This is a genomic window from Micromonospora sp. NPDC049139 (genome assembly GCF_055586845.1).
On record NZ_JBVJHK010000028.1, the window covers coordinates 19567 to 43494 of the forward strand.

At 71.4% G+C, this 23928-nt stretch carries 19 protein-coding genes; 9 read left to right on the forward strand and 10 right to left on the reverse strand.

The features are described from left to right. Positions 1-18 precede the first annotated feature (18 nt). Positions 19-1575, reverse strand: coding sequence for a pyridoxal phosphate-dependent decarboxylase family protein (locus ACZ6Q9_RS31005; protein ID WP_393460026.1), 1557 nt, complete (start codon positions 1573-1575; stop codon positions 19-21). A 369-nt stretch (positions 1576-1944) separates the two neighbouring features. On the opposite strand from ACZ6Q9_RS31005, the gene ACZ6Q9_RS31010 reads away from it, so the two are divergent. Beyond that, positions 1945-4059 (forward strand): penicillin acylase family protein, encoded by a 2115-nt coding sequence (locus tag ACZ6Q9_RS31010; protein WP_393460023.1) that lies wholly within the window; start codon positions 1945-1947, stop codon positions 4057-4059. On the opposite strand, the gene ACZ6Q9_RS31015 is transcribed toward ACZ6Q9_RS31010, so the two are convergent. Continuing rightward, positions 3980-4756 carry an ABC transporter permease gene (locus ACZ6Q9_RS31015; RefSeq protein WP_393460020.1) on the reverse strand — a complete coding sequence of 259 codons (777 nt, stop codon included), beginning with the start codon at positions 4754-4756 and terminating at the stop codon, positions 3980-3982. The two genes, ACZ6Q9_RS31010 and ACZ6Q9_RS31015, sit on opposite strands and share 80 nt — an antisense overlap. 187 nt (positions 4757-4943) lie before the next feature. After that, on the reverse strand, positions 4944-6182 hold the full coding sequence (locus tag ACZ6Q9_RS31020) for a S8 family peptidase (RefSeq protein WP_393460017.1): 1239 nt from the start codon (positions 6180-6182) through the stop codon (positions 4944-4946). A gap of 626 nt (positions 6183-6808) precedes the next feature. Between ACZ6Q9_RS31020 and ACZ6Q9_RS31025 the strand changes: the two genes are divergently transcribed. Next, positions 6809-7660 carry a hypothetical protein gene (locus tag ACZ6Q9_RS31025; protein ID WP_393460014.1) on the forward strand — a complete coding sequence of 284 codons (852 nt, stop codon included), beginning with the start codon at positions 6809-6811 and terminating at the stop codon, positions 7658-7660. Between the two features lie 212 nt (positions 7661-7872). Here the strand turns inward: ACZ6Q9_RS31025 and ACZ6Q9_RS31030 are convergent, their stop codons facing one another. Next, the gene (locus ACZ6Q9_RS31030) at positions 7873-9510 is read right to left on the reverse strand and encodes an MDR family MFS transporter (RefSeq protein WP_393460011.1); all 1638 of its coding nucleotides are present in this window, start codon (positions 9508-9510) and stop codon (positions 7873-7875) included. Then, the gene (locus ACZ6Q9_RS31035) at positions 9507-9986 is read right to left on the reverse strand and encodes a MarR family winged helix-turn-helix transcriptional regulator (protein WP_393460009.1); all 480 of its coding nucleotides are present in this window, start codon (positions 9984-9986) and stop codon (positions 9507-9509) included. Before ACZ6Q9_RS31035 ends, ACZ6Q9_RS31030 begins: the two co-directional genes overlap by 4 nt. 97 nt (positions 9987-10083) lie before the next feature. Here ACZ6Q9_RS31035 and ACZ6Q9_RS31040 point away from each other — a divergent pair, with 97 nt between their 5' ends. Continuing rightward, positions 10084-10707: a TetR/AcrR family transcriptional regulator gene (locus ACZ6Q9_RS31040; protein WP_393460006.1), complete on the forward strand. Its 624-nt coding sequence runs from the start codon at positions 10084-10086 to the stop codon at positions 10705-10707. A 104-nt stretch (positions 10708-10811) separates the two neighbouring features. On the opposite strand, the gene ACZ6Q9_RS31045 is transcribed toward ACZ6Q9_RS31040, so the two are convergent. Both ACZ6Q9_RS31045 and ACZ6Q9_RS31050 read right to left on the reverse strand, forming a co-directional pair. Beyond that, positions 10812-12083, reverse strand: a complete 1272-nt coding sequence (locus tag ACZ6Q9_RS31045) for a WD40/YVTN/BNR-like repeat-containing protein (RefSeq protein ID WP_396830772.1) — start codon at positions 12081-12083, stop codon at positions 10812-10814. Beyond that, on the reverse strand, positions 12076-12621 hold the full coding sequence (locus ACZ6Q9_RS31050) for an RNA polymerase sigma factor (protein ID WP_393460000.1): 546 nt from the start codon (positions 12619-12621) through the stop codon (positions 12076-12078). The genes ACZ6Q9_RS31045 and ACZ6Q9_RS31050 overlap by 8 nt, the downstream gene beginning before the upstream one ends. A gap of 238 nt (positions 12622-12859) precedes the next feature. On the opposite strand from ACZ6Q9_RS31050, the gene ACZ6Q9_RS31055 reads away from it, so the two are divergent. Next, complete coding sequence (locus ACZ6Q9_RS31055) at positions 12860-13075, forward strand: transposase (protein WP_393459997.1); 216 nt, start codon at positions 12860-12862, stop codon at positions 13073-13075. A 1100-nt stretch (positions 13076-14175) separates the two neighbouring features. Then, positions 14176-15549, forward strand: a complete 1374-nt coding sequence (locus tag ACZ6Q9_RS31060; protein ID WP_393459995.1) for a cation:proton antiporter — start codon at positions 14176-14178, stop codon at positions 15547-15549. On the opposite strand, the gene ACZ6Q9_RS31065 is transcribed toward ACZ6Q9_RS31060, so the two are convergent. After that, the gene (locus ACZ6Q9_RS31065) at positions 15537-16520 is read right to left on the reverse strand and encodes a prenyltransferase (RefSeq protein ID WP_396830768.1); all 984 of its coding nucleotides are present in this window, start codon (positions 16518-16520) and stop codon (positions 15537-15539) included. The genes ACZ6Q9_RS31060 and ACZ6Q9_RS31065 overlap by 13 nt on opposite strands. Positions 16521-17110: 590 nt before the next feature. Further along, positions 17111-17794, reverse strand: a complete 684-nt coding sequence (locus ACZ6Q9_RS31070; protein WP_396830766.1) for an MFS transporter — start codon at positions 17792-17794, stop codon at positions 17111-17113. A gap of 452 nt (positions 17795-18246) precedes the next feature. Here ACZ6Q9_RS31070 and ACZ6Q9_RS31075 point away from each other — a divergent pair, with 452 nt between their 5' ends. From ACZ6Q9_RS31075 to ACZ6Q9_RS31085, 3 genes are all read left to right on the forward strand, one after another. Next, positions 18247-19179: an ABC transporter ATP-binding protein gene (locus tag ACZ6Q9_RS31075; protein WP_396830765.1), complete on the forward strand. Its 933-nt coding sequence runs from the start codon at positions 18247-18249 to the stop codon at positions 19177-19179. Beyond that, on the forward strand, positions 19176-20006 hold the full coding sequence (locus tag ACZ6Q9_RS31080) for an ABC transporter permease (RefSeq protein WP_393459983.1): 831 nt from the start codon (positions 19176-19178) through the stop codon (positions 20004-20006). The genes ACZ6Q9_RS31075 and ACZ6Q9_RS31080 overlap by 4 nt, the downstream gene beginning before the upstream one ends. A gap of 544 nt (positions 20007-20550) precedes the next feature. Continuing rightward, positions 20551-21762 (forward strand): low temperature requirement protein A, encoded by a 1212-nt coding sequence (locus tag ACZ6Q9_RS31085; RefSeq protein WP_393459980.1) that lies wholly within the window; start codon positions 20551-20553, stop codon positions 21760-21762. A 277-nt stretch (positions 21763-22039) separates the two neighbouring features. Here the strand turns inward: ACZ6Q9_RS31085 and ACZ6Q9_RS31090 are convergent, their stop codons facing one another. Next, positions 22040-22405 (reverse strand): hypothetical protein, encoded by a 366-nt coding sequence (locus tag ACZ6Q9_RS31090; RefSeq protein ID WP_393459977.1) that lies wholly within the window; start codon positions 22403-22405, stop codon positions 22040-22042. Between the two features lie 365 nt (positions 22406-22770). Here ACZ6Q9_RS31090 and ACZ6Q9_RS31095 point away from each other — a divergent pair, with 365 nt between their 5' ends. Further along, positions 22771-23847 (forward strand): AraC-like ligand-binding domain-containing protein, encoded by a 1077-nt coding sequence (locus ACZ6Q9_RS31095; protein WP_393459974.1) that lies wholly within the window; start codon positions 22771-22773, stop codon positions 23845-23847. Positions 23848-23928 lie beyond the last annotated feature (81 nt).

Genomic DNA, 23928 nt, shown 5'->3' on the forward strand with positions numbered 1-23928 from the left:
TCCAGCGGGGACGGGTCGTCAGCCGACGGGGCAGGTCAGCGCGGCGGTCGCCCTGGTGTGCGCGTACCAGCCGGCGTGGTCGGCGACGAGGTCGAGGACGTGGGCGATGTCGTCCAGCGTGGTCTCGGGGTTGAGCAGGGTGAACTTGAGGTGGTGCGCGCCGTCGACCCTGGTCCCGGCGACCAGCCCGGCGCCGGAGGCCGCCAGCGCCTCACGGGCGTACAGGTTGGCGTCGTCGACGAGGTCGCGGCCGGGGCCGGTCGGCAGGTAGCGGAAGACCACGGTGCTGAGCTGCGACCGCGTGACCACCTCGAAGCGGGGGTCCTCGGTGAGCAGTTGCCAGGCGTCGGCGGCCCGGTCCACCACCTCGTCGAAGAGCGCGCCGATGGCGTCCGGTCCCATGATCCGCAGGGTCAGCCAGAGCTTCAGCGCGTCGAAGCGGCGGGTGGTCTGGATGCTCTTGTCGACCTGGTTGGGAATGCGCTGCTCGACCATCCGGGCGGGATTGAGGTAGTCGGCGTGCCAGGTGGCGTGCCGCAGCACCCGCCGGTCGCGCACCAGCAGGGCGCTGGAGCTGACCGGCTGGAAGAACGACTTGTGGTAGTCGACGGTGACCGAGTCGGCCCGTTCGATGCCGTCGAGCAGGTGCCGCCGGGTCGGCGACACCAGCAGCCCGCAGCCGTACGCGGCGTCGACGTGCAGCCAGACGCCGGCCGCCGCGCAGACGTCGGCGATCTGCGGCAGCGGGTCGATGGTGCCGAAGTCGGTGGTGCCGGCGGTGGCCACCACCGCCATCACCACCAGCCCCTCGCCGCGGCAGCGGTCGATCTCGCGGGCCAGCTCGTCCGTGCGCATCCGCCGGTCGGTGTCGGTGGGCACGGTGACCACCGCGTCCGCGCCGAGGCCGAGCAGCCTGGCCGCCTTCTGCACGCTGAAGTGCCCGGCCGCCGAGGTGACGACGCGCAGTCGGGACAGCAGCTCCAGGCGGGACGGCTGCCCGGTCTCCCGGCCGGTCACCTGGGCGCGGGTCTCCTCGCGGGCCAGCAGCATCGCCTGGAGGTTGGACTGCGTGCCGCCGCTGGTGAAGACGCCGTCGGCGGCTGGCCCCAGGCCGATCCGCTCGGCCGTCCAGTCGACCAGCCGGCGCTCGATCAGGGTGCCCCCGGCGCTCTGGTCCCAGGTGTCCAGGGAGGAGTTGACGGCGCTGAGCACGGCCTCGGCGAGCAGCGCGGGAATCACCACCGGGCAGTTGAGGTGTGCCAGGTAGCGGGGGTGGTGGAAGAAGACGGCGTCGCGCAGGTAGACGTCCTGGAGTTCGTCGAGCGCGGCGCCGGTGTCGCCGAGCGGCCGGTCCAGGTCGATGCCGGCGATCCGGGGCGCGAGCTCGTCCGGTGTCACGCCTGTGAACGGCCGGTCCGCGCCGGCCACCCGGGTCGCCACCCGGTCGATGCCGGCAGCCAGCACGCGCCGGTAGTCCTCGACCGAGCCGGCGGTGAACAGGTGGGCGCGGGCGCCGTTCGTCCCGGGGGTCACCCCGGTCGACGGCGCCTGGACGGTGGATCCGGGCAGGCTCATGCGGGTCCTCAGCGGTCGGGAGTGGACACGGCGGCGGGGGACCTGGACGTCGCCTTCCGCCGCGATCCGATGATCGAGCGAACTTAGGTTACCCTAACCTAAGTTCGTGTCAACGATGTTGCCGTGTCGCATCGATTTCGCTCAGTTCGACGTCCGTCGCCGACGTCCGCTCCCCTGGCACCGCCCGGCGGGGCGCCGGAACCGGCGCCGGTGCGCCATGCCCACCACGACGCCGAGTCCCACCAGGGGCGCCAGGCTGAAGGTCCACCACCGGCAGCCGGGCCGGCCGGCCAGCCCAGTTAGGGGAGGGTAACCTAAGTTGATGGCCCTGTGGCAGGCGGCACGGCCGCCCATCCGACCCGCGCCGCGATGACCGGCGTCTATCGCGACCGGTGGGGCGTCCCGCACCTGCGCGCCGACACCGTCGACGGCCTCGCCCGCCTCCAGGGGCGGGTGGCCGCCGTCGACCGGGCCTGGCAGATCGAGGTCGAGCGGTGGCGCTCGGAGGGTCGCCTCGCCGAGCACGTCGGCCCCGCGGAGCTGGGCTGGGACAGGTTCGCCCGCCGCGCCCGTCTCGACGACACCGCGCGGCGCTGCTTCGATCGGCTCGCCCCCGACACCAGGCGGTGGGTCACCGCCTATGTGGACGGGGTCAACGAGGGGCTCGCCGAGGGCGCCGCGGCGACGCCCGAGTTCGCGGCGGTCGGCTGCGCGCCGGGCCGGTGGCGGCCGTGGTCGCCGCTCGGCGTCTTCCTCGTCCAGCACGTGCTCTTCTCCACCTTCCCCAACAAGCTGTGGCACGCCCACGTCGCCGGCGCCCTCGGCCCGGCGGCGACCGGCCTGTTCGCCGTCGAGGGGCCCGGCGGGTCGGGCAGCAACGCCTGGGCGGTGCCCGGCGACCCGGTCACCGGCCGGGCGCCGGTCGTCGCCGGCGACCCCCACCGCATCCTCGAACTGCCCGGCGTCTACCAGCAGGTGCGCCTCGCCTGCCCCGAGTTCGACGTGCTCGGCCTCGCGTTCCCCGGCGTCCCGGGCCTGCCCCACTTCGGGCACGCGGGCGAGGTGGCCTGGGCGGTCACCAACGCGATGGCCGACTACCAGGACCTCTACCGGGAACAGGTGCGCCGCGACGGCGACCGGGTGCTGGTCCGCGAGACGGACGGCTGGGCGCCGGCGCACCGCCACGTCGAGCGGATCGAGGTACGCGGCGGCGAGCCGGAGTCCGTCGAGGTGATCGAGACGCCGCGCGGGCCGGTCGTCGACCACGACCGGGACACCGGCGAGGCGATCAGCCTGCGCACCCCGAGCCGGGTCGAGGGGCGTCTCGGCTTCGACGCGCTGCTGCCGCTGCTGCGGGCGACGAACGCCGACGACGTCGCCGACGCGCTGCGGGACTGGGTCGAGCCGGTCAACAGCGTCCTCGTCGCGGACCGGCACGGGACGGTGGTCCACCTGGTCGCGGGGCTCGTCCCGATCCGCGACGACCGGTGCCGGCGGGAGCCGGTGCCCGGCTGGGATCCGCGGTACCGGTGGCACGGCGGCTACGCGCCACCGCGCCGCACCGCCGTCGACGGGACAGCGGTCTGCGCCAACGACCGGCGCCCCGACACCGCCGACCTCGGCGCCGACTTCGCCCCGCCACACCGCGCCCGCCGCATCCGCGCCCTGCTGGCCGGCGGTGCCGGCCCGGCGGCAGTGCACATGGACACCCGGCTGGAGGCCGCGGCCCTGCGCGGCGCGCTCGACCGGCTGGACCCCGACGGCCTCGGCGAGCCGGCGCGGCGCCTGCGGGACCGGTTGCTCGCCTGGGACGGGCGGATGGGGGCCGACAGCACGGACGCCGGCGCCTTCGCCGCCTGGCGCGCGGCCCTGGTCCGCCGGCTGCACGACCACCCGTGCCTGCGCCCGCTGCGCGCCCCGAGCGCGTTCGACCCGCTGTTCACGCCGTGGACCGACCCGCTGGCGCGCATCGGCCACGCCCTCGACGGGGTGGTCGCCGGGCTGCACCGCCTGGGCGGGGACGTCGGCCCGGTGGCGGCCGGGGCGCTGGCGGAGGTCGCGGCGGGCGACCCGCCCGGGCCGTGGGGCCGACGGCACGTGCTGCACCCGGTCCACCTCGGCGTGGCGCCGGCGGTCGACGTGGCCGTACGCGCGATGCGGGAACGGGTCGCGCTGGCCGGCGACACCGACTGCGTGCTGTCCACCTCCAGCGTCCCGGGCGTCTCCGACGCGTGCTGGCGCGGCCCGGTGGCCCGCTACGTGTGGGACCTGACCGACCGCGCGGACAGCCGCTGGGTCGTGCCGTTCGGCGCCTCCGGAAGGCCCGGTGACCCGCACTTCGACGACCAACTTCCGCTGTGGGCCGGCGGCGAGCTGGTCCCGGTGGTCACCGACTGGCGGGAACTCACCCCGGAACCAGGAGCACAGGCAGCAGCTCCGCCCGGGCCGGACGCAACCGGCCCCGGGCCACGAGTTCGACGGTGATGACGACCGCGACCGCCTCCACCGCGAGGAGCCCGACCAGCACGACCAGCTGCGTGATCCCGGCCGTGAGTGGACTGGCGCCGCCCAGCAGCATTCCGACGAACGCGCCCGGCAGCGTCACCAGGCCCACCGTGCGGGTCTGGTCCAGCGCCGGCACCAGCGCCTGCCCGGCCACCGGACGGCACACGAGCAGGACGGCGTCCCGTGCCGGCAGCCCCAACGCCAGGGCGGCCTCCACCTCTCCCGCACGGGCGGTCAGTTCGTCCAGCACCCGCCGGCCCGCCAGCGACGTCGCGGTCATCGCCCCGCCGATGAGGATTCCGGCCACCGGGATGACGGCGATTCCCCGCATCGGCACGAGCCCCGCCGACAGCAGCCCCGCCACCACGGCCATGCTCCCCGCCGCGATCGGCACACCCGCCCACCAGTTCCACCGGCCGGTGATCCGCCGGCCGGAGGTGGCCGCCGCCACCGCACACATCAGCACGACGAAGGCCGCCGTCGCCCACAGCGACACCACGATCGCGGTGATCAGCAGCGACACGGCCGCCAACTGGATCGCGGCGCGGGCCGCGGCGACCAGCACCTGCCGGCCGTGCCCGAGCGCACCGGCCCGGACCACGACGGCCGCCACCACGGCCAGGGCGACCAGGGCGGCGGCCAACTCCGGGCCGACCACGAGCATCGTCGAGGACATCCGGCAAGTCTGCCGGCGCGCGGACGGCCGCGGGGCGGCGGCCTCGCACCGACCGGCGCCCGGATCTGGGCGGACGACCCCGCCGGCGGCGAAGAGCGGCCCGGACACGGGCCGGCCCCGGGGCGGGACGCCTCGGGGCCGGTGCGACCGTTCCCGCCGGAGCCGTCAGGCCACCGGCGTCGGAGGGTCAGAAGGTCGGAGCGAGGTAGAGCAGGCGGTTCGGCGAGCCGCTGCCCGGGTTGGTGATCACGTTGGTCGTGGCCTGGCTGACCAGGTACGAGTGGACCTGGGCGGGCGTCCAGCCCGGGTTGACGCTGAGCACCCGGGCGGCCGCGCCGGCGACGTGCGGCGAGGCCATCGAGGTGCCGCTGATGGACGAGGTGGCGGTGTCGCTGGTGGACCAGGCCGACAGGACACCCACACCGGGGGCGAAGATGTCGGTGCAGGTGCCCCAGTTGGAGAACGAGGCCCGCGCGTCGTTGCTCTGCGAGGCGTTGACGGTGAGCGCCGTCGGGACCGAGGCCGGCGAGTAGTTGCAGGCGTTGGCGTTCGAGTTGCCGGAGGCCACGGCGTAGGTGATGCCGTCGGCGATGGAGTTCGCCACGGCGGTGTTCAGGGAGCTGTTGTAGGAGCCGCCGAGGCTCATGTTCGCCACCGCGGCCTGGCCCGCCTGGTGGTTCGACGTCACCCAGTTGATGCCGGCGATGACCTGCGCCCAGGTGCCGCTGCCCTGGCAGTTCAGCACCCGCACGGCCACCAGCCGGACGTTCTTCGCGACGCCGTAGGTGTTGCCGCCGACGGTGCCCGCGACGTGCGTGCCGTGGCCGTTGCAGTCGGCGGCCGGCAGCGCGTTGTCGATCGCGTCGTAGCCGTCGACGGCCTGGCCGGCGAAGTCGACGTGGGTGGTCCGGATGCCGGTGTCGATGATGTACGCGGTGACGCCGGTGCCGCTGCTGTTGTAGGTGTACGTGCGGCTGAGCGGCAGGGCCCGCTGGTCGATGCGGTCCAGGCCCCACGGCGGGTTGCTCTGGGTGGCGGTCGTCGTCACGGTGTGGTTCTGCTCGACGTAGTCGACGGCGGGGTGCGCGGCGAGGCGCTTGGCGGCCCGCTCCGACAGCCGCACCTCGAAGCCGTTGAGGGCGTCGCCGTAGACGTGCCCGACCGTCCCGCCGAAGCGCGCGGCCAGCGAGCCGGCGCTGCTGCGCACCTCGGCCTGCCGGGTGCCGGCGCGACCGCCGACGCTGCTGTCCTTGAGCACCACGATGTAGCTGTCGGCCACGGCCGTCGCGCCGCCGGCGCTGCGGATCTCGCCGGTGCCGGGGGCGGCTGCCGCCGGGGCGCCGATCATGGTGGTGACCATGGCGGCGCTGGCGAACACGCCGACCGCGCCGGCGAGGGTACGCCGTCGAGTGCGAGGGAGTGTCATCTCCCGGTCCTCCTACTGTCGTGGCCTTCGGGTGGCTCGTGGCGCACCCGGCAGGCGGTGGACGATGAGGAAACCTTAGCCATCATATTCATGTTCGTATATTTTCTTGGTGTTCACGATGTGAGGACGATGTTGAAGAACCGCACGTGAAAGGCTTGCGCGAACAAGGATCCAACTGAGACAGGCCGGCATCCATGGCCGTCCGGGCCGCCGACCGGGCGACCCGTCACGGCGACGGCGGCGACGACACCCCCGCGCCCGACGCGGGCGGCGCCGCGGACCGACCGAAGCGCCCGGCCGCGCGGCGCCGCCCACATCGCGGACCGACGGAATGAGTGATCCTCGTCACGGGGGCGGCGCGCCCGGCGCGGCGTCCGCACTTGAGCGGCGCGAGGAGCGGAATCCCGCTGCACGGCCCGGATCCGCCTCCCCGACGCTGCCGGGCCGCCGCCACCCCCCTCGACTCAGGGCTGCCGCCTCCTACACGGAGGGTGATGGCCGGTTTCTCGGCTGCCATGACCCGGACCTCGACTGGATCGCCGGCAACTGTCGAGATTTGGAGCGCTCACTACCCTGTTGCATGATCCCCGTGCCTGGGCACACATCGACAGCGATAAGGGCTTCAGATGACCGACAGTCACCCTCCGTATGGAGGGCAGCCGGATCCGAACGTCACCCCGTGGAGCGGGCCGCCGGCCCCTCAGGGTGGGTACCCCGGATACGGCCAGCCAGGGCAGCCACCGCAGTTCGGGGCCCCGGTCCCGCCGCCGCAGAAGTCGAACAAAGGCCTGATCATCGGCCTGTCCGCCGCCGCCGTGGTGGTCCTGCTCGTGCTCTGCGGCGCCGGCGTCGGGTTCGTCCTCGTCAACGACGACGACGTTCCCACCCCGGTCGCGTCCGCCACCCCGAGCGGGTCCAGCGAGCCCGGCACCGACGCCACCCCCACCCCGGGGCAGTCCGAGTCGCAGGATCCCGGCAACAGCAACAACGCGGTGACCGCCCGCTACTCCAGCGACCTGGGCGACGTCTGCGAGGGCAGCCAGATCCTCAACGCGGCGCCCTACAACGGCGGGGCCGGTGCCAAGGCGTACGTCTTCTCGAACAACCCCGACCGGCTGACGTTCTGGTCGTCGAAGTCGATCGCCTCGAACAAGCCGTACTACGCCAAGAGCGCCGACTTCGAGTCGGTCTCCGTGGTCGGCTGCCTGAAGTTCGTGGAGGGCAGCGAGGGCACGCCGCGCCAGTGCCAGTACAAGGACAGCTCCGACAAGCAGGTCACCATCGACTACGTCTCGTCGCGCTACGAGCTGACCTTCTACGCGGCGAAGACCGGCGAGAAGATCGGCGACGGCGGCACCGTGAGCGCCCCGGCGAACCGGTGCCCGAGCTTCATCTCGTACAACAAGAACACCATGAAGGCGTACGCGTCGCCGGACTCCGGCACCATCGAGGCGGCCCTGGACAAGTTCCTGTCCTGAGGCGGCTCGTTCGACATCGGGGAGGGACGGTCACCGTCCCTCCCCGATGTGTTTCCCGCGTCCGCCCCACCCGTCGCGGAACAGGCTGCCTCGCCCTCGACCACGCGACCGTCCTGCGGGTGCGGGCCCGGCGCCGACTCCACCTCCCCGCCGACGAACGGGGCCGCCGCCGTAGGAAGACGGCGGCGGCCCCGGCGGGCGTGGGGCGGACCTCAGCGGCGGGCCGACGCCTCCTTCGCCACGGCGTCCACGTCCACCTGGTCGAAGGCGGGAGCGCCGTCGACGGCGTCGGCGGCGACGGCCGCCGAGGTGGCGGCGTCCGGCAGGTCCAGGCTGGTGCGGAGGGTGACCGGCTTGAGCAGGGCCGCCGCGAGGACGCCGACGACGGCGATGGCCGCGGAGATCAGGAAGATGTGTCCGGTGGCGTCGCCGTACGCGGCCCGGACGATCTGCTGGACCACGGCCGGCATGGCGTCGATGTTGAGGCTGCCGGTCCCCCCGCCGGAGGTGGGGATGCCCGCGGTGGCGAGGTCCGTGGTGATCTGCTCGGTGACCCGGCGGGCGAGGACCGCGCCGAGCACCGACACCCCGATGGTGCCGCCGAGGGAGCGGAAGAACGCCACGGTGGAGCTGGCCGCGCCGATGTCCTTGAGGGAGACGGTGTTCTGCACGGCGAGGACGAGGTTCTGCATGGTCATCCCGACCCCGACGCCCACGATGAACATGGCCGCGCCGACCAGCACCAGCGACGTCTCGTGGTCGATGGTGCCGAGCACGGCGAACCCGGCCACGAGCACGACCGCCCCGACGAGGATGTAGGGCTTGACCTTCCCGGTCCGGGTGATCAGGCGACCGGCGACGATCGACGAGCCGAGGACACCGGCCATCATCGGGATGGTGAGCAGCCCGGCCTCCGTCGGGCTGTAGCCGCGGCCGATCTGGAAGTACTGGCCGAGGAAGACGGCGCCGCCGAACATGGCCATGCCGACCGCGAGGCTGCCGAGGATGGCGAGGGCGGTGGTGCGCTGGCGGACCAGGTCGAGCGGGACCACCGGCTCGTCAGCCCGCGCCTCCACCCAGACGGCCAGGGCCAGCAGCAGGGCCGAGCCGCCCACCATCGCCGCGCTCTGCCAGGAGACCCAGGCGAACGAGTCGTCGACGAAGGAGATCCAGATGAGCAGCACGCTGACCCCGGCGGCGATCAGGGTGGCGCCCAGGTAGTCGATCTTCACGTTGTCGCGGCGGACCGTGGGCAGGCGCAGGGTGACCTGGAGGAGGATCAGCGCGATGACGGCGACGGGGACCCCGACGAAGAAGCACCAGCGCCAGCCGAGCCAGGACGTGTCGACGATGAGCCCGCCCAGCAGCGGGCCGCCGACCGTCGCCACGGCCATGACGCCGCCGAGGTAGCCGTTGTACCGGCCGCGCTCCCGCGGCGGGATCATCGCCGCGATGGCGACCTGGACGAGCGCCTGGAGGCCGCCGACGCCGATGCCCTGGAACGCACGCGCGGCGATGAGCTGGCCGGCGGTCTGGGCGAGGCCGGCGACCACCGAGCCGGCCAGGAAGACGACGATGGCGACCTGCACCAGGAGCTTCTTGTTGAACAGGTCGGCGAGCTTGCCCCAGATCGGGGTGGTCGCGGTCGCGGTGAGCAGGGTGGCGGTGACCACCCACGTGTACTGGGTCTGCGACCCGTTCAGCGCGCCGATGATCTTCGGCAGCGCCGTCGAGACGACGGTGCCGCTGAGCATGGCGACGAAGAGCACCAGCAGCAGGCCGCTGAGCGCCTCCAGCGTCTGCCGATGCGTCATCGGCGTGTCGCCGGTCGTCGTGGTGGGTGCGCTCATCGCGCGGCCTCCAGGTTGTCGTGGTGTCCGAGGGCGGTCTCGATGTCGCGGGTGAACCGGCCGAGCGCCCCGCTCAGCGCCGCGATCTCGTCGGGCGTCCAGTCGGCGAGCGCCCGGTCGAGCACCCCGCCGTACCAGTCGAAGATCTCGGCCAGGGCGGCCCGGCCGTCAGGGGTGACGGCCAGGACCCGGGCCCGCATGTCGGTCGGGTCGGCGCCCCGCTCGACCAGGCCGAGCCCGACGAGCGAGGCGATCGCGCGGCTCACGGTCGACGGGTCCAGCCCGGTGCGGGCGGCGAGTTCCCGCGCGTGGCAGCCGGCGGGAAGCCGGTTGATCTGCATGAGCATGCCGACCAGGCCGAGCGGCACGAGCGGCCGCACGTCGGCCCGGCGCCGCCGGATCAGCCGTACGGTCCGGACCAGTTCGTGCAGCCTGGTGCCGAGTTGACGAGCGGTGCCGTCCACCGTTTCCCCCACATCGCAGATGGTTGCCGCATACAAGCATCTGCCGATCTTGCCCAATGAGCAAGTTTGCGCAATGAGAAACGAGTCACGTCGGCACTAGGCTGACGGCATGGACGAGGCCACCGGACTACGGGAGCGGAAGAAGGCGGCAACCCGCCTCGCCCTGCACGAGGCGGCCCTGCGCCTGGCCTCCGAGCACGGGCTCGACCGCGTCACCGTCGAGGCGATCGCCGACGCCGCGAACGTGTCCCGCCGGACGTTCTCCAACTACTTCTCCAGCAAGGAGGAGGCGATCTTCCACGGCGACGCCGTACGACTGCGCCGACTGCTGGAGCTGGTCCGCCAGCAACCGCCCGACGCGCCGCCGTGGCGCGCGCTGAGCCGGGCCGCCGAGCACCTCGCCGAGGAGGTGTACGGCAACACGCCCCCCTCGTGGCTGGTCCGCCGCCGCCAGCTGCGGGGGCACCCGGGACTCGTCGCCCAGCAGATCGCGGCGTACACCACCATCGAGCGCGAACTCGCCGACGAGTTCGTCCACCGGCTGGTCGGTCCCGACCCGGAGCTGCGGGCCCGGGTCCTGGCGGCGACCTTCCTGGCCACCCTGCGCGTCGCCGTCCAGCACTGGATCGAGCACCCCGACGGGCCGCTGCGCGACACCCTCCGGGCCGCGCTCGCGGGGGCGGCCTCCGCGCCGGCTGTCGAGGCTGCCGTTCCCCCACCTGACACCACCTGAGCCCGCAACGGACGGTGCGTACGCATCCGTGGATCTCGCCGCACCACCGCTGCCCGGTTCCGCCTCGCTCCCGCCGGGCGGTGCCGGCCCGGCGGGAGCCCGCGTCAGGGCAGGTCGGGCGCGCCCAGGAAGGACCAGGTGTTCCCGTCGGCGGACCACCACGTGCCCGGGGTGTGCGGCCAGCCGCGCTGCGCGTATCCGCCCGGTACCGGTACGGCCGCCGCGCCGGGCGCGGGCTCCACCGGGGACAGGCGCTGCCCCCCGTCGCCGCTGCTGAACATCAGCGGCCTGTCGTCGGCGACGAAACCGGCCTGGATGACCAGCGTTCCGTCGGACCGGACGGAGGCGCGAAGCTGCCGGTCACCGACGGCTGCGCTGCCGGCGGTGCGTTGCCAGGTCCGGCCGCCGTCACCACTGCGATGGACGACCAGTGTGCCGTCGATGCTGCCGACGGCGTAGACGGTGCGGCCGTCCCACGTGGCCACGTCGAGCGCGACGTCGTGGCCGGCGGTGAGCGGCCCGGCGAAGACGTGTCGCTGCCAGGTACGGCCTCCGTCGCGGCTCACCGTGATCGCGCTGCCCCGGCCGACGAGCCGGCCGTCGATCGTGTCCACGGCCGCGTAGCCGCTGCCCCAGATGCCCGCCTCGGGCGGCACGTCTTCCGCGAGCGCGGGCAACTCCAGCCCCGTGCTCTGCGCCACCTGCACGACGTCACCCGTGGCCGGGTCCGCCGCCACGATCCGGTCGGCACGCGGGCCGAGCATGTGGTTGAGCACGCGCCATCCGTCGGGCACCTGGACGGCCGTGTCCGCCGTCACCTCCCGCCACCGTTCGCCGCCGTCGACGCTCGCGAGCCAGCCCTGCCGGTCTCCGGCTCCGACGTCGATCTGGTACGACGCGATCAGCGTGCGCTGCCCGGCCGTGGCGAGGGCGACCAGCGCGTTGCCGGACAGTGGAAGCTCGCGGCTGCGCCAGGTCGCCCCACGGTCGGCGGTGCCCGACACCATCAGCACGCAGTCGTCCTCCCGGCAGTTCTTCCAGCGGAAGTAGAAGTGGTCGAGGTCCCCCGCGACCACCGGACCCGGGCGAGGGGTCCGGGCCGCACCGGGGACGGGGCTGGTGGAAGGCGCTGGCGTCGGGATGAAGCCGGGCGTCGGGGTCCCGCCGAGGCCGGGAACGGACACCTGGGGGTCCGCGCGGTGCAGACTGGCGGAGGCGATCCCGGCGACAGCGACCAGCGCGAGCGTGGTCAGCGAGGCCGCGGCCACGCGGGTGTGCCGTCGACGGCGTGCCGCCCGGCGCCGCACCTCGGTGAAGTCCGGTCTGAAGGCCGCCTGGGCGGCCCGGTCGAGCCCGGCAAAGTCCAGGTCAGGCATGGAGAGAACCTCTCTCGTTCACGATCGCTGGTCGAACGGTGGTGCTGTCAGCGGTGTCGTCGAGGCCGACGGCGAGGGCACGACGGGCCCGGACGAGGCGGGTCTTGACCGCCTCCACGGAGCAGCCCAGGGCCTCCGCCACGTCGGCCACCGCCATGTCCGCGATGTGGTACAGCACGACGGCCTCACGGGCCGGGCGCGGCAGCCGCTGGAGTGCGGTGACGAGGGCGACGTGGTCGGGCGACATGCCCGCGGTCCCCCGCTGTCCACCGTCGAGCTGGCCGGAGCGCGCCAGCCGGGCGAAGACCATCCGGCGTCGGTGCCGGCTCCGGGCGATGTTGAGGGCCACCGTACGCAGCCACGCCTCCGGATGCTCCACCTGGCCGAACCGACCCGGCCGGGCCAGCGCCCGCACGAAGGCGTCCTGCACTACGTCCTGAGCCTCCGCGTAGTCACCGGTGATCGCGAACAACTGCGACACCAGGCGCGACGCCGCGGCGGCGTACAACTCCCGGATCTGCTCCTGGATCTCCGACACATCGTCTCCTCCTGCTCAGCCTCTGCACCCCTTGAGACCAACCAGCAGCCGCCCCGGTGACACCTCCGCTCGGCGAATCGCCGCTCGCTCGCGCACCGCAGCGACCGGCGAAGCGTCGCGGGGCAGCGACGGGTCACTGTCCAGGTTCTGGGTCAGACGGAAGTCAGGGCAGGGATCCTGCCCGCCGTGTCGGCGGCGGTGCTGATGCTCTCCGGCCGTGTCGGATGGGGCAGAAGGAATGTGCGCCGACTTCGAGTGCGAGCTGGTCGAGCTCAACGGTGAGGCTGAACATGCGCACCTGCTGGTCAACTTCCCACCCACGGTCGCCCTCACCCGGCGCTGCTCCGACGTCAGCACCGACAGACGGGTCGGGGAGATTTTGCCGCACGGCAATCGGAGGGCAGAGTCAGACCCTGAATACGCTGCAGAGTCCCGACGACCGAGAATGGCATAGGAAAGATAATCGGGTCAAGGGTCGCCGGGCCCGACAATCGACATTCGTCTGATTGCCCCGCCGGCAGGCACCCCTCGACACAATCCCCGAACCGCGGTCCCCCGCTTTGGCCACGCCCCACACGCCAACCCCACAGGCACATCCGTGATCTCGGCCCCGACCCAGCGGTGATCAATTTCCTGCGAAGCCGATGCCCCGATGGGCATCGAAGTCGCGGGATTTCCTGCGGGCCCAATTCTCGTTGCCGCGCCTTCGTCACCCGCCCCGCCGACCGCCCACGGGAAACTCGCCTGGCACCACGCATCAACGCGAGCCCGCGCCGCACCGGCCGAGTTCGCCGTCGGCCCGGCTGGCCGAGCGAGGAACCCACCAGCACTTCAAGGCCGATCCGCAGCCACCCGACCAGTGGCAGCCACCAGGATCTTCACGGCCCTCGGAACACCGACCTGCCCCGCCGCGCCTCCACCCGCCACGGCCCACGGTCCACGCCGCCGACGGCCAGATACTCTCCACGATTGCTGAACCAAGCGACGAATCATTGACGTATCCGCTTGCGTAACACGATTATCTGACGCAGTCGCGTTGTCGGCGAACCGTCGCCCCGAAAGGACGACAGATGAAGCCAGAGGACTTCCGCGACCTGATGCGTGAACTCTCCCGTGGTTGCCATTCTCGCCCCGGCGGGTCGCGCTGGTCGGCGACGGGCAACGACCTGCTCGCCAGTGGAAATGCGCTCCTGCCGCGGCCACTTCTCGGCGGCACGCGAACGGCGGACGCGACGTCCGGCGCCGCGCCGAGTTGCGCGAATTCCTCGCTCGACCTGCCGCATGGCGGCGGTGCGACGCGCACGTCCACACTCTGGCAATACCAGTTCTCGCGCGTACGGCCGCGAACCTCGCCGTCCGGAGGCTGTCCTGGCCGGCCGACGGCGCGCGCGCCACCGCGGACCTCGACGTGGTGCCCCACCCGTCCGGCCGGCGATCACCTCATGGTCATCGGCGAACTGCGCGGCTCCCGCCGGTGCCGGCGTCGACCACCGCGGTACGGCCTGCGTCAGTTCTTCCTGCCCGCACCCCAAGCCTGCGACCGCCGAGGTGACGATGCCGTCGAATCTCGCCCTGTCCCTGCACTTCTTCCTCCAACTCGCGGTAGTGCTGTTCACCTGCTGGTCGGTCGGACTCCTCCTCCGCCGACTGGGTCAGCCACAGGTCGTCGCCGACATGGTCGCGGGTTTCCTGCTGGGACCGACGCTGCTCGGTCTCCTGCTGCCCGCCCTGCAAGGCTGGCTGTTCCCGACCACGCTGCATCTGGGCGCCGGCGACGCCGGTAGCCGCATCGCCCACCCTTCGCTGATCGTGCTCTACGTGGCCGGTCAACTCGGTCTGGTCCTCTACATGTTCGTCGTCGGGATGTCGTTCCGCACCGACGTGCTGACCGGACACCTCCGTTCGGCGTTCGGGTCGTCCGTCGCCGGCGTCATCGCACCGATCGCCACCGGCGCGGTGCTGGGCTGGATGCTGGCCAGCGACCGAACCTTCTTCGACGAGAAGATTTCCGCATGGCAGGCGGCCCTCTTCGTCGGCACGGCAATGGCGATCACCGCCTTTCCGATGTTGGCGCGCATCATCCACGAGAACAATCTCGGCGGCAGCCCCACCGGGACGGTGGCGCTGGCGTGCGCCGCCGTCGACGACACCGTCGCCTGGGTCCTGCTGGCCGTGGTGGTCTCCTCGGCCCAGGGTGACGCGTCGGTCGCGCTGCTCGCCCTCGGCGGTGGTCTGGTCTACGTCCTCGTGGTCCTGACCGTGGGTCGCGCCCTGACCGCCAGGCTCGCCCGCTGGGCCATGGACGACAACGGACTGCGTCCCGCCGGGCTCATCACCACGATGATCATCCTGCTGCTCTGTGCCGCGTACACCGAGGCGGTCGGGATCTACGCGGTGGTGGGGGCCTTCCTGTTCGGCGTCGCCATACCCCGTGGCCGCTTCACCGAGGCCCTGCGGGCGTGCATCGAGCCGGTCACGGTCCGGCTGCTGCTACCGACCTTCTTCGTCTACTCCGGCCTGGCCACGCAGTTCAGCGTGTTGACGGATCCCGGTGTGCTGCTGGTCCTGGTGATCGTGGTCCTGGTGGCCTTCCTGAGCAAGGGTGTGGCGTGCACCATCGGTGCCCGCACGGCCGGCCTACCGTGGGGCTCCGCGGCCTCGGTCGGTGCCCTGATGAACGCACGCGGACTGATGGAACTCGTCCTGCTGAACATCGGCCTGGAGAAGGGACTGGTGACGCCGGCGCTGTACACCGTCCTGGCCCTGATGACCGTCATCACCACCCTGGCGGCCACACCGCTGTACTACTTCATCCAACGTCGGTCGGGATCACCGACCCCACCGGTCTCCGACGGCGACATCGTGGCGGAGACGGAAGTCGGTCACCCGACCGGGGCGCCACGGGAGCCGTCCGCTCAACCTCGTTGAGCCGGCTCCGGACGCGCACGCGGGGCGTGGTCCTGCCCGCGCTCGGAGTGTCGGCGCGCCAACCAGAGACGGTGGGCGAACAGCATCCCGTAGCCGGCGAGAACCGCGCCGAGCACGGCCAGCGCACCACCGTCCGCGGAGCGGCGCGCCGCATCCAGGATCACGCCCAGCATCGCCGCCGCGACGATCAGGGACACGTGGTTCGAGGCCCAGAACACCACCGGTGTCATGCGCCGGGGGTCGAGGTCACGCATCGCGCCGCCCCGGAGCTGCCCGACGAGCCAGGCCGACAGCGGCGCGGTGGTGGCCATCGCCGCCCAGACCAGCCACGGCACCCAGCCGAGCAACGCGAAGACGGTGAGCGTCGCGTACCCGACCAGCTGCGCACCGACGATCACCCGCACCGCCGGTCGGTAACCGATGATGACGGGCAGCGTGCGCTTGCCGACCATCGCGTCCGATCGGCGGTCGCCCAGATTCATCACCATCATCCGCGCGACCTGCAGCACCGCGGTGGGCGCCAACACGGCCAACAGCAGCATCGGTACGGTGCCGGTCTGGAGCACCACCGCGACGGCCGGCCACAGGCCGTTGAGTATCGCGGCGACCGTCATCTCCCCCGCGCCCCGGTAGTTCAGCCGCAACGGTGGCGCCGTGTAGAACCAGGCCAGCAGCACGGCTGCGGCGGCGAGCACGCGCGCCTGCCAGGACGGCATGACAGCCACCATCAACGCCGACACTCCGAACAGGACGACTCCGGCGCGCAGCGACACCACGGGTGCGACCACCCCGTCGACGAGGGCCCGGCTGCCGCCCGTCCACGGCGTGAAGTAGACGTTCGCCCGGTCGGCCGCCAGGTCGAAATACTCGTTGCAGTAGTGCGTCATGACGTGGACCGTCCACGCGAACAGTTGCGCGACGGCGTACCACGTGAGATCGAGCGGATGGCCCTGGTGTACCGATACCGCCACGGCGAGACCCACCGGCAGGAGGTTGTACAGCAGGAAGCGGAGTCGGGCCAGTCGGACGAAACCCCGCCACGGAGTTTCGCCCTGCCCTGCCGGCGGCCCGGCCGCAGGCCGGCGAGGTCCCGCCACCGACTGCGATTCCGACAACGCGTCCATCGTGTAGCGCCTCCCCCGTGTTCAGACCGCGACCACAACCTTCGTCTCCGCCAACGACAATCGCCACGATCTGTCGGGTAAGCGTCCATCGCCACGGCGGCACGACGCCCGACCGGCTCGTCCGTTGCGGTGGTATGGCGGCCGGCGTGCCGTGGGCGGCATTCGGGGAGTTCGGTCAGGTGCCAGCGCTCCCCCGCCCACCGGCTGCCGCAGGTGGATCAGCGGCGGATCAGGCGTCGACACGCTGGCCAGGCGGTCCTTGAAAGCTGCCGATCCACGTGGGTCGCGGGTTGAAGTGGCGGCCCTCGCCAAAAGAGAGCACCAGCCTTGTGCGGACTGCTCACCGGTCGAGGCCAGTACGCAGCGTCAGCTTGGGGAATTCCACAACGCCGGGAGTCCGGGCCAGTCCGACCACTGGCCACGGCGGTCCCGGATCGTCAGCGCCCTGGGCCACCGGTCCGGGTTGTGCCGGGGCGCGGCGTTGTGGCAGCAGGGGTGGCCGGCGGGTTGGGCCGGGACGAACGCAGGACCCACATGGCGATGCCGCTCGCTATGGTGCTGAACAGCGCGACCGTGGCCACCAGCACCTCGGCCAGGAACACCGTCCGCCAACTCAGCGCCTGCGCCAGCATGCCGCTCGCGACGGGTCCGATCAGGAGAGCGGCGCCGAGCGCGAGGCCGAGCGCCAGCCGGGCCCGGGAGCGCCAGCGGACCAGCTGACCGGACAGGGCGAGGGCGACACCGGCCACGGTTCCGGCCCCCAGCCCGACGATCACCCGCCCGACCGCCAACAGTGCCGGCCCCGGCGTGAACGCGCTCACGACGCAGCCGACGATAAGGAGTGCCAGCGCAGGCAACGCGATTACAGTGGGCCACCGCCGGCCGAGCAGGTAGCCGGGCGCGACCAGGGCCACCGCTGCCACCACGTACTGTGCGACCACGGTCGTTGTCATGCCCGCGGTGGACAGTCCGAGGTCGCGCGTGATCGCGCTGACCAGCGGTCCGAAGGGCGCGGTGAGGAGTCCGGCGGCGAGCAACGCACTGAGCGTTGGGCCAGCAAGCGACCAGAGCGGGCGAACCATCGATGGTCGGGCCTGTGCGGGGTATCCGGGCGGGATCACGCGGTGAGTGTATGGACCCGACCCTCGGTCGCCAATAGCTCGCACAGAGCCCGGCGGGGGCCGCTCGGCCGTCGGCGGCAGCGTCCCGGCCCGTCCATGCGTGTCCGCCGTGATCGTCACCCAGTCTGTCACTCACCGACTCCGGGCCGCTCCGAGCAAACGCCTACCATCCAAGCCTTGCGGTGGAGGGGTCTGGTGGAGGGGTCGTTCTGGGCAGTCGCCAACCCGCTCTGCGGTCTGCTGGGTTGTCTGGTTCCGTGCGCCGTCCCAGAGCTTCTGCACAGGACGTGACAGCAGGCAGAACTCGTTGCCCTCAGGATCATTTTCACCCACCCGCGGCGAAATCGCGGGCTCGGTGTGCGGAACGCACGGACGGTGTGTGCATACCGCATGGCCGGGGCATGACACGGCGTGGATTGGCTCTGTCGCCGGTCAGCGGCAGCCTCGGAGGCATGGACGACGTCGTAATCGAAGTGGACAGCCTGCGCCGCAACTACGGGCAGTTCGAGGCGGTCCGGGGGGTGTCGCTGCGGGTCCACCGTGGTGAGCTGTTCGCCCTGCTCGGCACCAACGGAGCGGGAAAGACCACCACGATCGAGGTGTTGGAGGGGCTGCAGCCGGCCACCTCCGGCCGGGTCCGGGTGCTCGGGCTGGACCCGGTGCGGGACCGGGCCGCGCTGCGCCCACAGACGGGGGTGATGCTCCAGCACGGCGGATTCACCGGCTCGCTGACGGTTCGGGAAACGGTGGAGATCTGGCGCTCGCTCACCGTCCGGCCGTACAGCTCCCAGCAGGTGCTGGAACTGGTCGAGCTGACCCACCGGAGGGACGTGGCGGTCGAGCAGCTCTCCGGAGGCGAGGGGCGGCGGCTGGAGCTGGCCCTGGCCGTGCTCGGCCGGCCGCAGGTGCTCTTCCTCGACGAGCCGACCACCGGCATGGACCCGGCCTCCCGGCGGCGCACCTGGAACGTCGTGCGGGAACTTCAGCAGAACGGCACGACGGTGCTGCTCACCACGCACTATCTGGAAGAGGCGGAGGTGCTCGCCGACCGGGTGGCGATCATGCGCCGTGGGCACATCGTAGCGACGGGAGCCCCGCACGACATCGTCCGCACCCTGCCCACCCGGATCACCTTCCGGCTGCCGAAGGCGGACGTGCCCCCCGGCCTGCCGCACGCCACGCGCTCGGTCGAGGGCGACCGGGTCACGTACGAGTCGCGTCAGCTCCAGGCCGACCTGACCCGGCTGCTCGACTGGGCCAACACGAGCGACGTCCAACTTTCCGCGCTGTCAGCGCGACCGGCCACCCTGGAGGATGTCTTCCTGGACATCGCCGCCGACCACGATCCGACCAACCAGCACGCGGATCCGGAGACCGTTCGATGAGCGAGACGATGACGACGCGGACCTCGACCACCGCACCCGGCGACCGGGCCACCCGGCCGTTCTGGCAGGTGACCGCGCTGCTGAAGATGGAACTGTTGGCCCTGCGCCGCAACTGGACGGCCACTGCCATGTCTGTGTGCACCCCCCTGATCATCGCCATCCTGCTCGTCAGCGGCTACGCAGGTCAGACAGTGCCCGGCGTCCGCAGGGTCGTCAGCGTCACCACCCTGGTCATGGTCTTCCTGGTGCACCATCACCTGACGACCGTGTACGCCTCGCGCCGCCAGGAACTGGTGCTCAAGCGCCTGCGCGCCGGGCTTGCCTCGGACCGCACCATCCTGCTCGGCACGGCCAGCAGCACCATCCTGATGTTCCTCGCCCAGTTCGTCGTGCTGGCCTGCTACGCCGTCGCGGTGCTCGGTCTGCCGGGGCCGACGAACCCGCTGGTCATCGCGGTGGCCCTGCTGCTGGGGTCCGCGATCATGGCGGCGTTCTCGGCCGCGCTTTCTGCGGTCACCCGCACGTCCGAAGCGGCCATGCTGACCACCCTGCCGACCATGGTGATCTTCCTGGCAACGCCAGGTGCGATGCTGCCGCTCGGCGCGCTGCCGGAGTCGCTGGAGCGGGTGCTCTGGTTCCTGCCCAGCGGGCCGTTCACCGAGGTGATGCGGGTCGGCTGGCTCGCCCACACCGACGAGGGCCAGGCGCTGACTCTCGCCGAGACCTTCGTCGCGGTGCTGCCGTCCCTCGGTGTGCTGTTGGCCTGGCTGGTGGTGTCGCTTCTCGTGGCACGCCGGTACTTCCGCTGGGAGCCCCGGCACAGATGATCGAGGGTCCCGGCATCGTGCGCGCTCCACTCGCGAAGCGCGTCCACGGCGAGCAGCAACCAGGCGGGCGCCTGCCCGCATACGACAACCAGGGGACCGAGCTGTGCCACGAACCGGACGACCATCGGGCGACCCACGCGGCGCCCGACTTCGACACAGACCCTAGCGGCGCTGGCCACCTGGCCCAGGAAGGATGACCGTGGAGAGGGGTCAGACGTTGAAGCGGAGCTAAGAGCCGCTCGCCCGCCACCAGCGGTAACAGCCCTCGGCACTTGTTCACAGGGTGTTTTCGGCTGTCATCGTTGGTTGCTGGTCGACGACGTTTCACGCTGTCTTGTGCCCCGCGCCCAGGCGACTCCTTGGCCCCAGGCAACGATCATCTCGGCGACGAGGTCGACCGCGATCAGTGATTCCGGCATCTTCGGTGTGGCCGGCTGCCACACTCTGCCCTGTGGTAAGTGGGAACGACGGGGCGTCCGATGACAGGTCAGTGCGGGCGCCGCGCGGCATTCGACCGCTACGCGAGGGCGTCGGCGTAACCAGCGTGGAGCTCTTCTTCGATCTGGTGTTCGTCCTCGCGTTCATCCAGGTCGTTGCGTTGATGGAGGACGACTTCACCAGCCACGGCGTGCTGAACGGAATGCTTGCGCTGGCCCTGTTGTGGTCGACGTGGTCCATCTATGCCTGGTTGGGCAACAGCCTCCAAGCTCGGGTCGGGCTGATCCGGATCGCGCTGCTGTTCGTGGCGGTGGTCACCCTTGTAATGGCGGTGGCGGTCCGGCAGGCATTCACCGACCTCCGTGGCGCGGCTCTCTCCGGCCCGATGGTGTTCGTCGCATGCTTCGTGGTCGTTCGGCTGGTGCATCTGGCGCTGCGCTGGTACGCCATTCCAGGCACGGGGCCGCGCGTCGTCCTGCTGATCGCCGCGCCACTGTTTGTCGCCTCTGTCCTTCTGTTCTCCGCCGCCGTCCTGCCGCAGCGACTGTTCCACGACCCGTGGCTGGTCAAGGCGAGCCAGACCGGGTTCTGGATCCTCGCCATCGTCATCGACTACGGCCGCGCCCTGCTGATGCGGTCGTGGGGGTGGCACATCATCTCGGCCCGGCACTGGGCGGAGCGGCACGGCCTCATCGTGCTCGTCGCCCTTGGCGAGTCGCTCACAGCGGTTGGCCTGATCAGTAGCAGCGTGCCGATGACTGGATCGCTCATCGCGGCCCTCGTCTTCGCCATCGTCATCGCCGCCGCATTGGGCTGGACCTATTTCGACGTCGTCGCGATCGCCGCCGAGCGGACGCTGATCCAGAACCCCGTCCAGCGCCGGGTCGCCTACGCCCGCGACGCCTACAGCTATCTGCACCTGCCGATGATCGCCGGCATCATGCTGCTCGCCCTCGGGCTGCACAAAGTGGTGACGATCATCAAAGACAACGAACTGCACCATTCGGCCGCGCGACTGGAGGGCCTGGGCCTCCACGCCCTCTACGGTGGAGCAGCCCTGTTCCTGTTCTCCCACGTCGGCTTCCAACTGCGGATCACGCGCCTGCTCAGTCGGGTCATCTGGCCGCGTCTGATTACCGTAGCGCTGCTGGTGGCGCTCATCCTGGCGGCCAGCCAGCTTTCGGCGGTGGCAGCGCTCGGCCTGTTGGCGGCTGTCTGCGCCAGCCTGGTCATCACGGAGGTCCTCGTCGCCGGCAGGCGGCGTAGAGAACTGCGCGAGGCGGCCCTAGCTGGAGGCTTTCGGCCAGAAGGCCCCTAGATCGGCCCGGAGCCGCCCCAACTTCCGCATGACCTTGCGCTCGGGTGCCATGCCGCCCGCCTGACCGGTGACATGCAACTGCCGGGGCCACCGAACCGGCCGACGAATCGATAGCGACAGCAACGTCGGCCTATCGGTGAGTCAGACCAAGCTGGCGACCCACCCCACCATCCTCACCGTCTGCCATCGGCCCGCCCCAGGGGAGCGGGCCGCCGCCCGGCCCGCCACGTCCAGCGGACCTTGACGGCTCGCACGGACGCTGGCGGGCGGGAATGGTTCAGGTCCGCGAGGTATCCCAGTTGCCGCAGATGACCTGGTTGAACGTCCCGTACCGGCTGCAGACCCGGATGGTGATGTATCGGTTTTCCGCCACGTCCTCGTCACAGCCGATCCGCCCGCCGATGCTGTCTCCGCAATAGCCGGTGCGCCCGTAGTTGGTGTACCACTCGGCGTACGACGCATAGACGCCGGGATATTCTTCGTAGGTGAAGTGGGTGAGGGTGATGTAGTCCCCGTTGCTCTGGAAGTTCGCCGACCCATATCCGTTGTACGAGTACGCGTCGGCGCTTGCCGGTGCGGCTACGCCCAGCACGAGCGCGAGGGTCGCCGCCACGAAAACGGCCACTGCGCGTATCGACTTCATTCACTTCTCCCTGCTGCCGGCGAGTCCTGCCCTGCTCTGGTCCAGGAATCTTGAAGGATCACTGTCGGTTCTTGCGGCTCCGGCCGTAGTCATCTGGCGTATCCGAGTAGCAGCGCCCGGTGCGGTGCTTCCTCTCATTCGGCCACCAGCATCGACACTTACCGCGGCCGCGACACCGTCGGTCCAATCGAGATGATTGTTTGGCCTCTGTTCCGCATCGGGCAACACCGTTCGGCCCTACCCGAAGGGTCCGGGTCGGGGCCTACGCCCATCGACGGCCTTCCGTAGGGTCGGGTAGCAACGTGGGCGCCGGCGCTCGTCCGCCGGCCACTACCGTTGCCGGTACGGGTCAGGGAGGTCTATCAGTGCTCACGGTCGTCAGAACCGCGGACACACCGGCAGCCGAGCGGCGCGAACGGTGGCGGTCCATCGTCTGCGACACCCTCGGCCCACTGGACATGCGGATCGACCCGGATGTGCCGTTGGACGGTGAGATCACGACCGGCCGGCTGGGCGATGTGGGCGTGGCGAACGTCCGTACCAGCACGCCCCATGGTGTCCACCGAACGCGCGGCCTGATCCGCAAGGGTGACGCGGACCTGTACCGTGTGGTACTGCCGATCAGCGGCCACCCGCGCCTGACCCAGGACGGCCGGGAGACGGTCCTCGCCCCCGCCACGTTCGGCGTCTACGACTTCAGCCTCCCATACGATCTGGTCTACACCGACGCGGTGGAGCTGGCGGTGTTCGGGTTTCCGCGCGAGCTGCTCCCGGTGCGGCCGGGCGTGGTTGCCGGGCTCACCGCGGTGGCGGTGCCCGCAACCGGGGTCGGCGGACTGCTCGCCCCGATGCTGGGTCGCATCGCCCGGGAAATCGGCCAGTACGATCCGACCACCGCGGCACGGCTGGCACCGATCCTGCTCGACCTGCTGGGCACCGCCCTCTGCGAGTACACCGGGTACTCCGACCCGGTCGAGTCGTCACAGCAGGCGCTGCTGTTCCAGGTGAAGGCCTTCATCGAGCAGCACCTGGGGAACACCGACCTCACGCCCGCGGTGATCGCCGCGGCACACCACGTCTCGCTGCGCCAGCTGTACCGGCTGTTCGCTCCGGAGCAGACCTCGGTCGGCGCCTGGATCCGCCAGCGGCGCCTCGACCGTTGCCGCAAGGACCTCGCCGATCCGGCACAGAGCGGCCTGACGGTCGGCGTCGTCGGGGCCCGGTGGGGTCTGCCCGACTCCGCGCACTTCAGCCGGCTGTTCCGGGCCGCCTTCGGCGTGCCACCCAGCGACTACCGGCGCAGGTCGCTCAAGCCTGTTGCCGCCAGTCGGGCTCTGGGCGCCCACGTCCACGATCCGGTCGCCGTGCGTGGTCACACTGACGGTCATCATCGCGACCCAACCGTCCCAGGTGGTCGCCTCCGGCATGAGGATCGACTGTGATGCCTGATTCCGCCCCGCCGAAACGTCCAGGGGCTCGGAAACCGGGCGGCGCTGGTGCGCGGCAACGCCGCCGGCGTCGTC

Bases quoted from the DNA above. Each gene is read 5' to 3' on its own strand.
- ACZ6Q9_RS31005 (WP_393460026.1), bottom strand. From the start codon at position 1,575: ATGAGCCTGCCCGGATCCACCGTCCAGGCGCCGTCGACCGGGGTGACC.
- ACZ6Q9_RS31010 (WP_393460023.1), top strand. From the start codon at position 1,945: ATGACCGGCGTCTATCGCGACCGGTGGGGCGTCCCGCACCTGCGCGCC.
- ACZ6Q9_RS31015 (WP_393460020.1), bottom strand. From the start codon at position 4,756: ATGTCCTCGACGATGCTCGTGGTCGGCCCGGAGTTGGCCGCCGCCCTG.
- ACZ6Q9_RS31020 (WP_393460017.1), bottom strand. From the start codon at position 6,182: ATGACACTCCCTCGCACTCGACGGCGTACCCTCGCCGGCGCGGTCGGC.
- ACZ6Q9_RS31025 (WP_393460014.1), top strand. From the start codon at position 6,809: ATGACCGACAGTCACCCTCCGTATGGAGGGCAGCCGGATCCGAACGTC.
- ACZ6Q9_RS31030 (WP_393460011.1), bottom strand. From the start codon at position 9,510: ATGAGCGCACCCACCACGACGACCGGCGACACGCCGATGACGCATCGG.
- ACZ6Q9_RS31040 (WP_393460006.1), top strand. From the start codon at position 10,084: ATGGACGAGGCCACCGGACTACGGGAGCGGAAGAAGGCGGCAACCCGC.
- ACZ6Q9_RS31045 (WP_396830772.1), bottom strand. From the start codon at position 12,083: ATGCCTGACCTGGACTTTGCCGGGCTCGACCGGGCCGCCCAGGCGGCC.
- ACZ6Q9_RS31055 (WP_393459997.1), top strand. From the start codon at position 12,860: ATGTGCGCCGACTTCGAGTGCGAGCTGGTCGAGCTCAACGGTGAGGCT.
- ACZ6Q9_RS31060 (WP_393459995.1), top strand. From the start codon at position 14,176: ATGCCGTCGAATCTCGCCCTGTCCCTGCACTTCTTCCTCCAACTCGCG.
- ACZ6Q9_RS31075 (WP_396830765.1), top strand. From the start codon at position 18,247: ATGGACGACGTCGTAATCGAAGTGGACAGCCTGCGCCGCAACTACGGG.
- ACZ6Q9_RS31080 (WP_393459983.1), top strand. From the start codon at position 19,176: ATGAGCGAGACGATGACGACGCGGACCTCGACCACCGCACCCGGCGAC.
- ACZ6Q9_RS31090 (WP_393459977.1), bottom strand. From the start codon at position 22,405: ATGAAGTCGATACGCGCAGTGGCCGTTTTCGTGGCGGCGACCCTCGCG.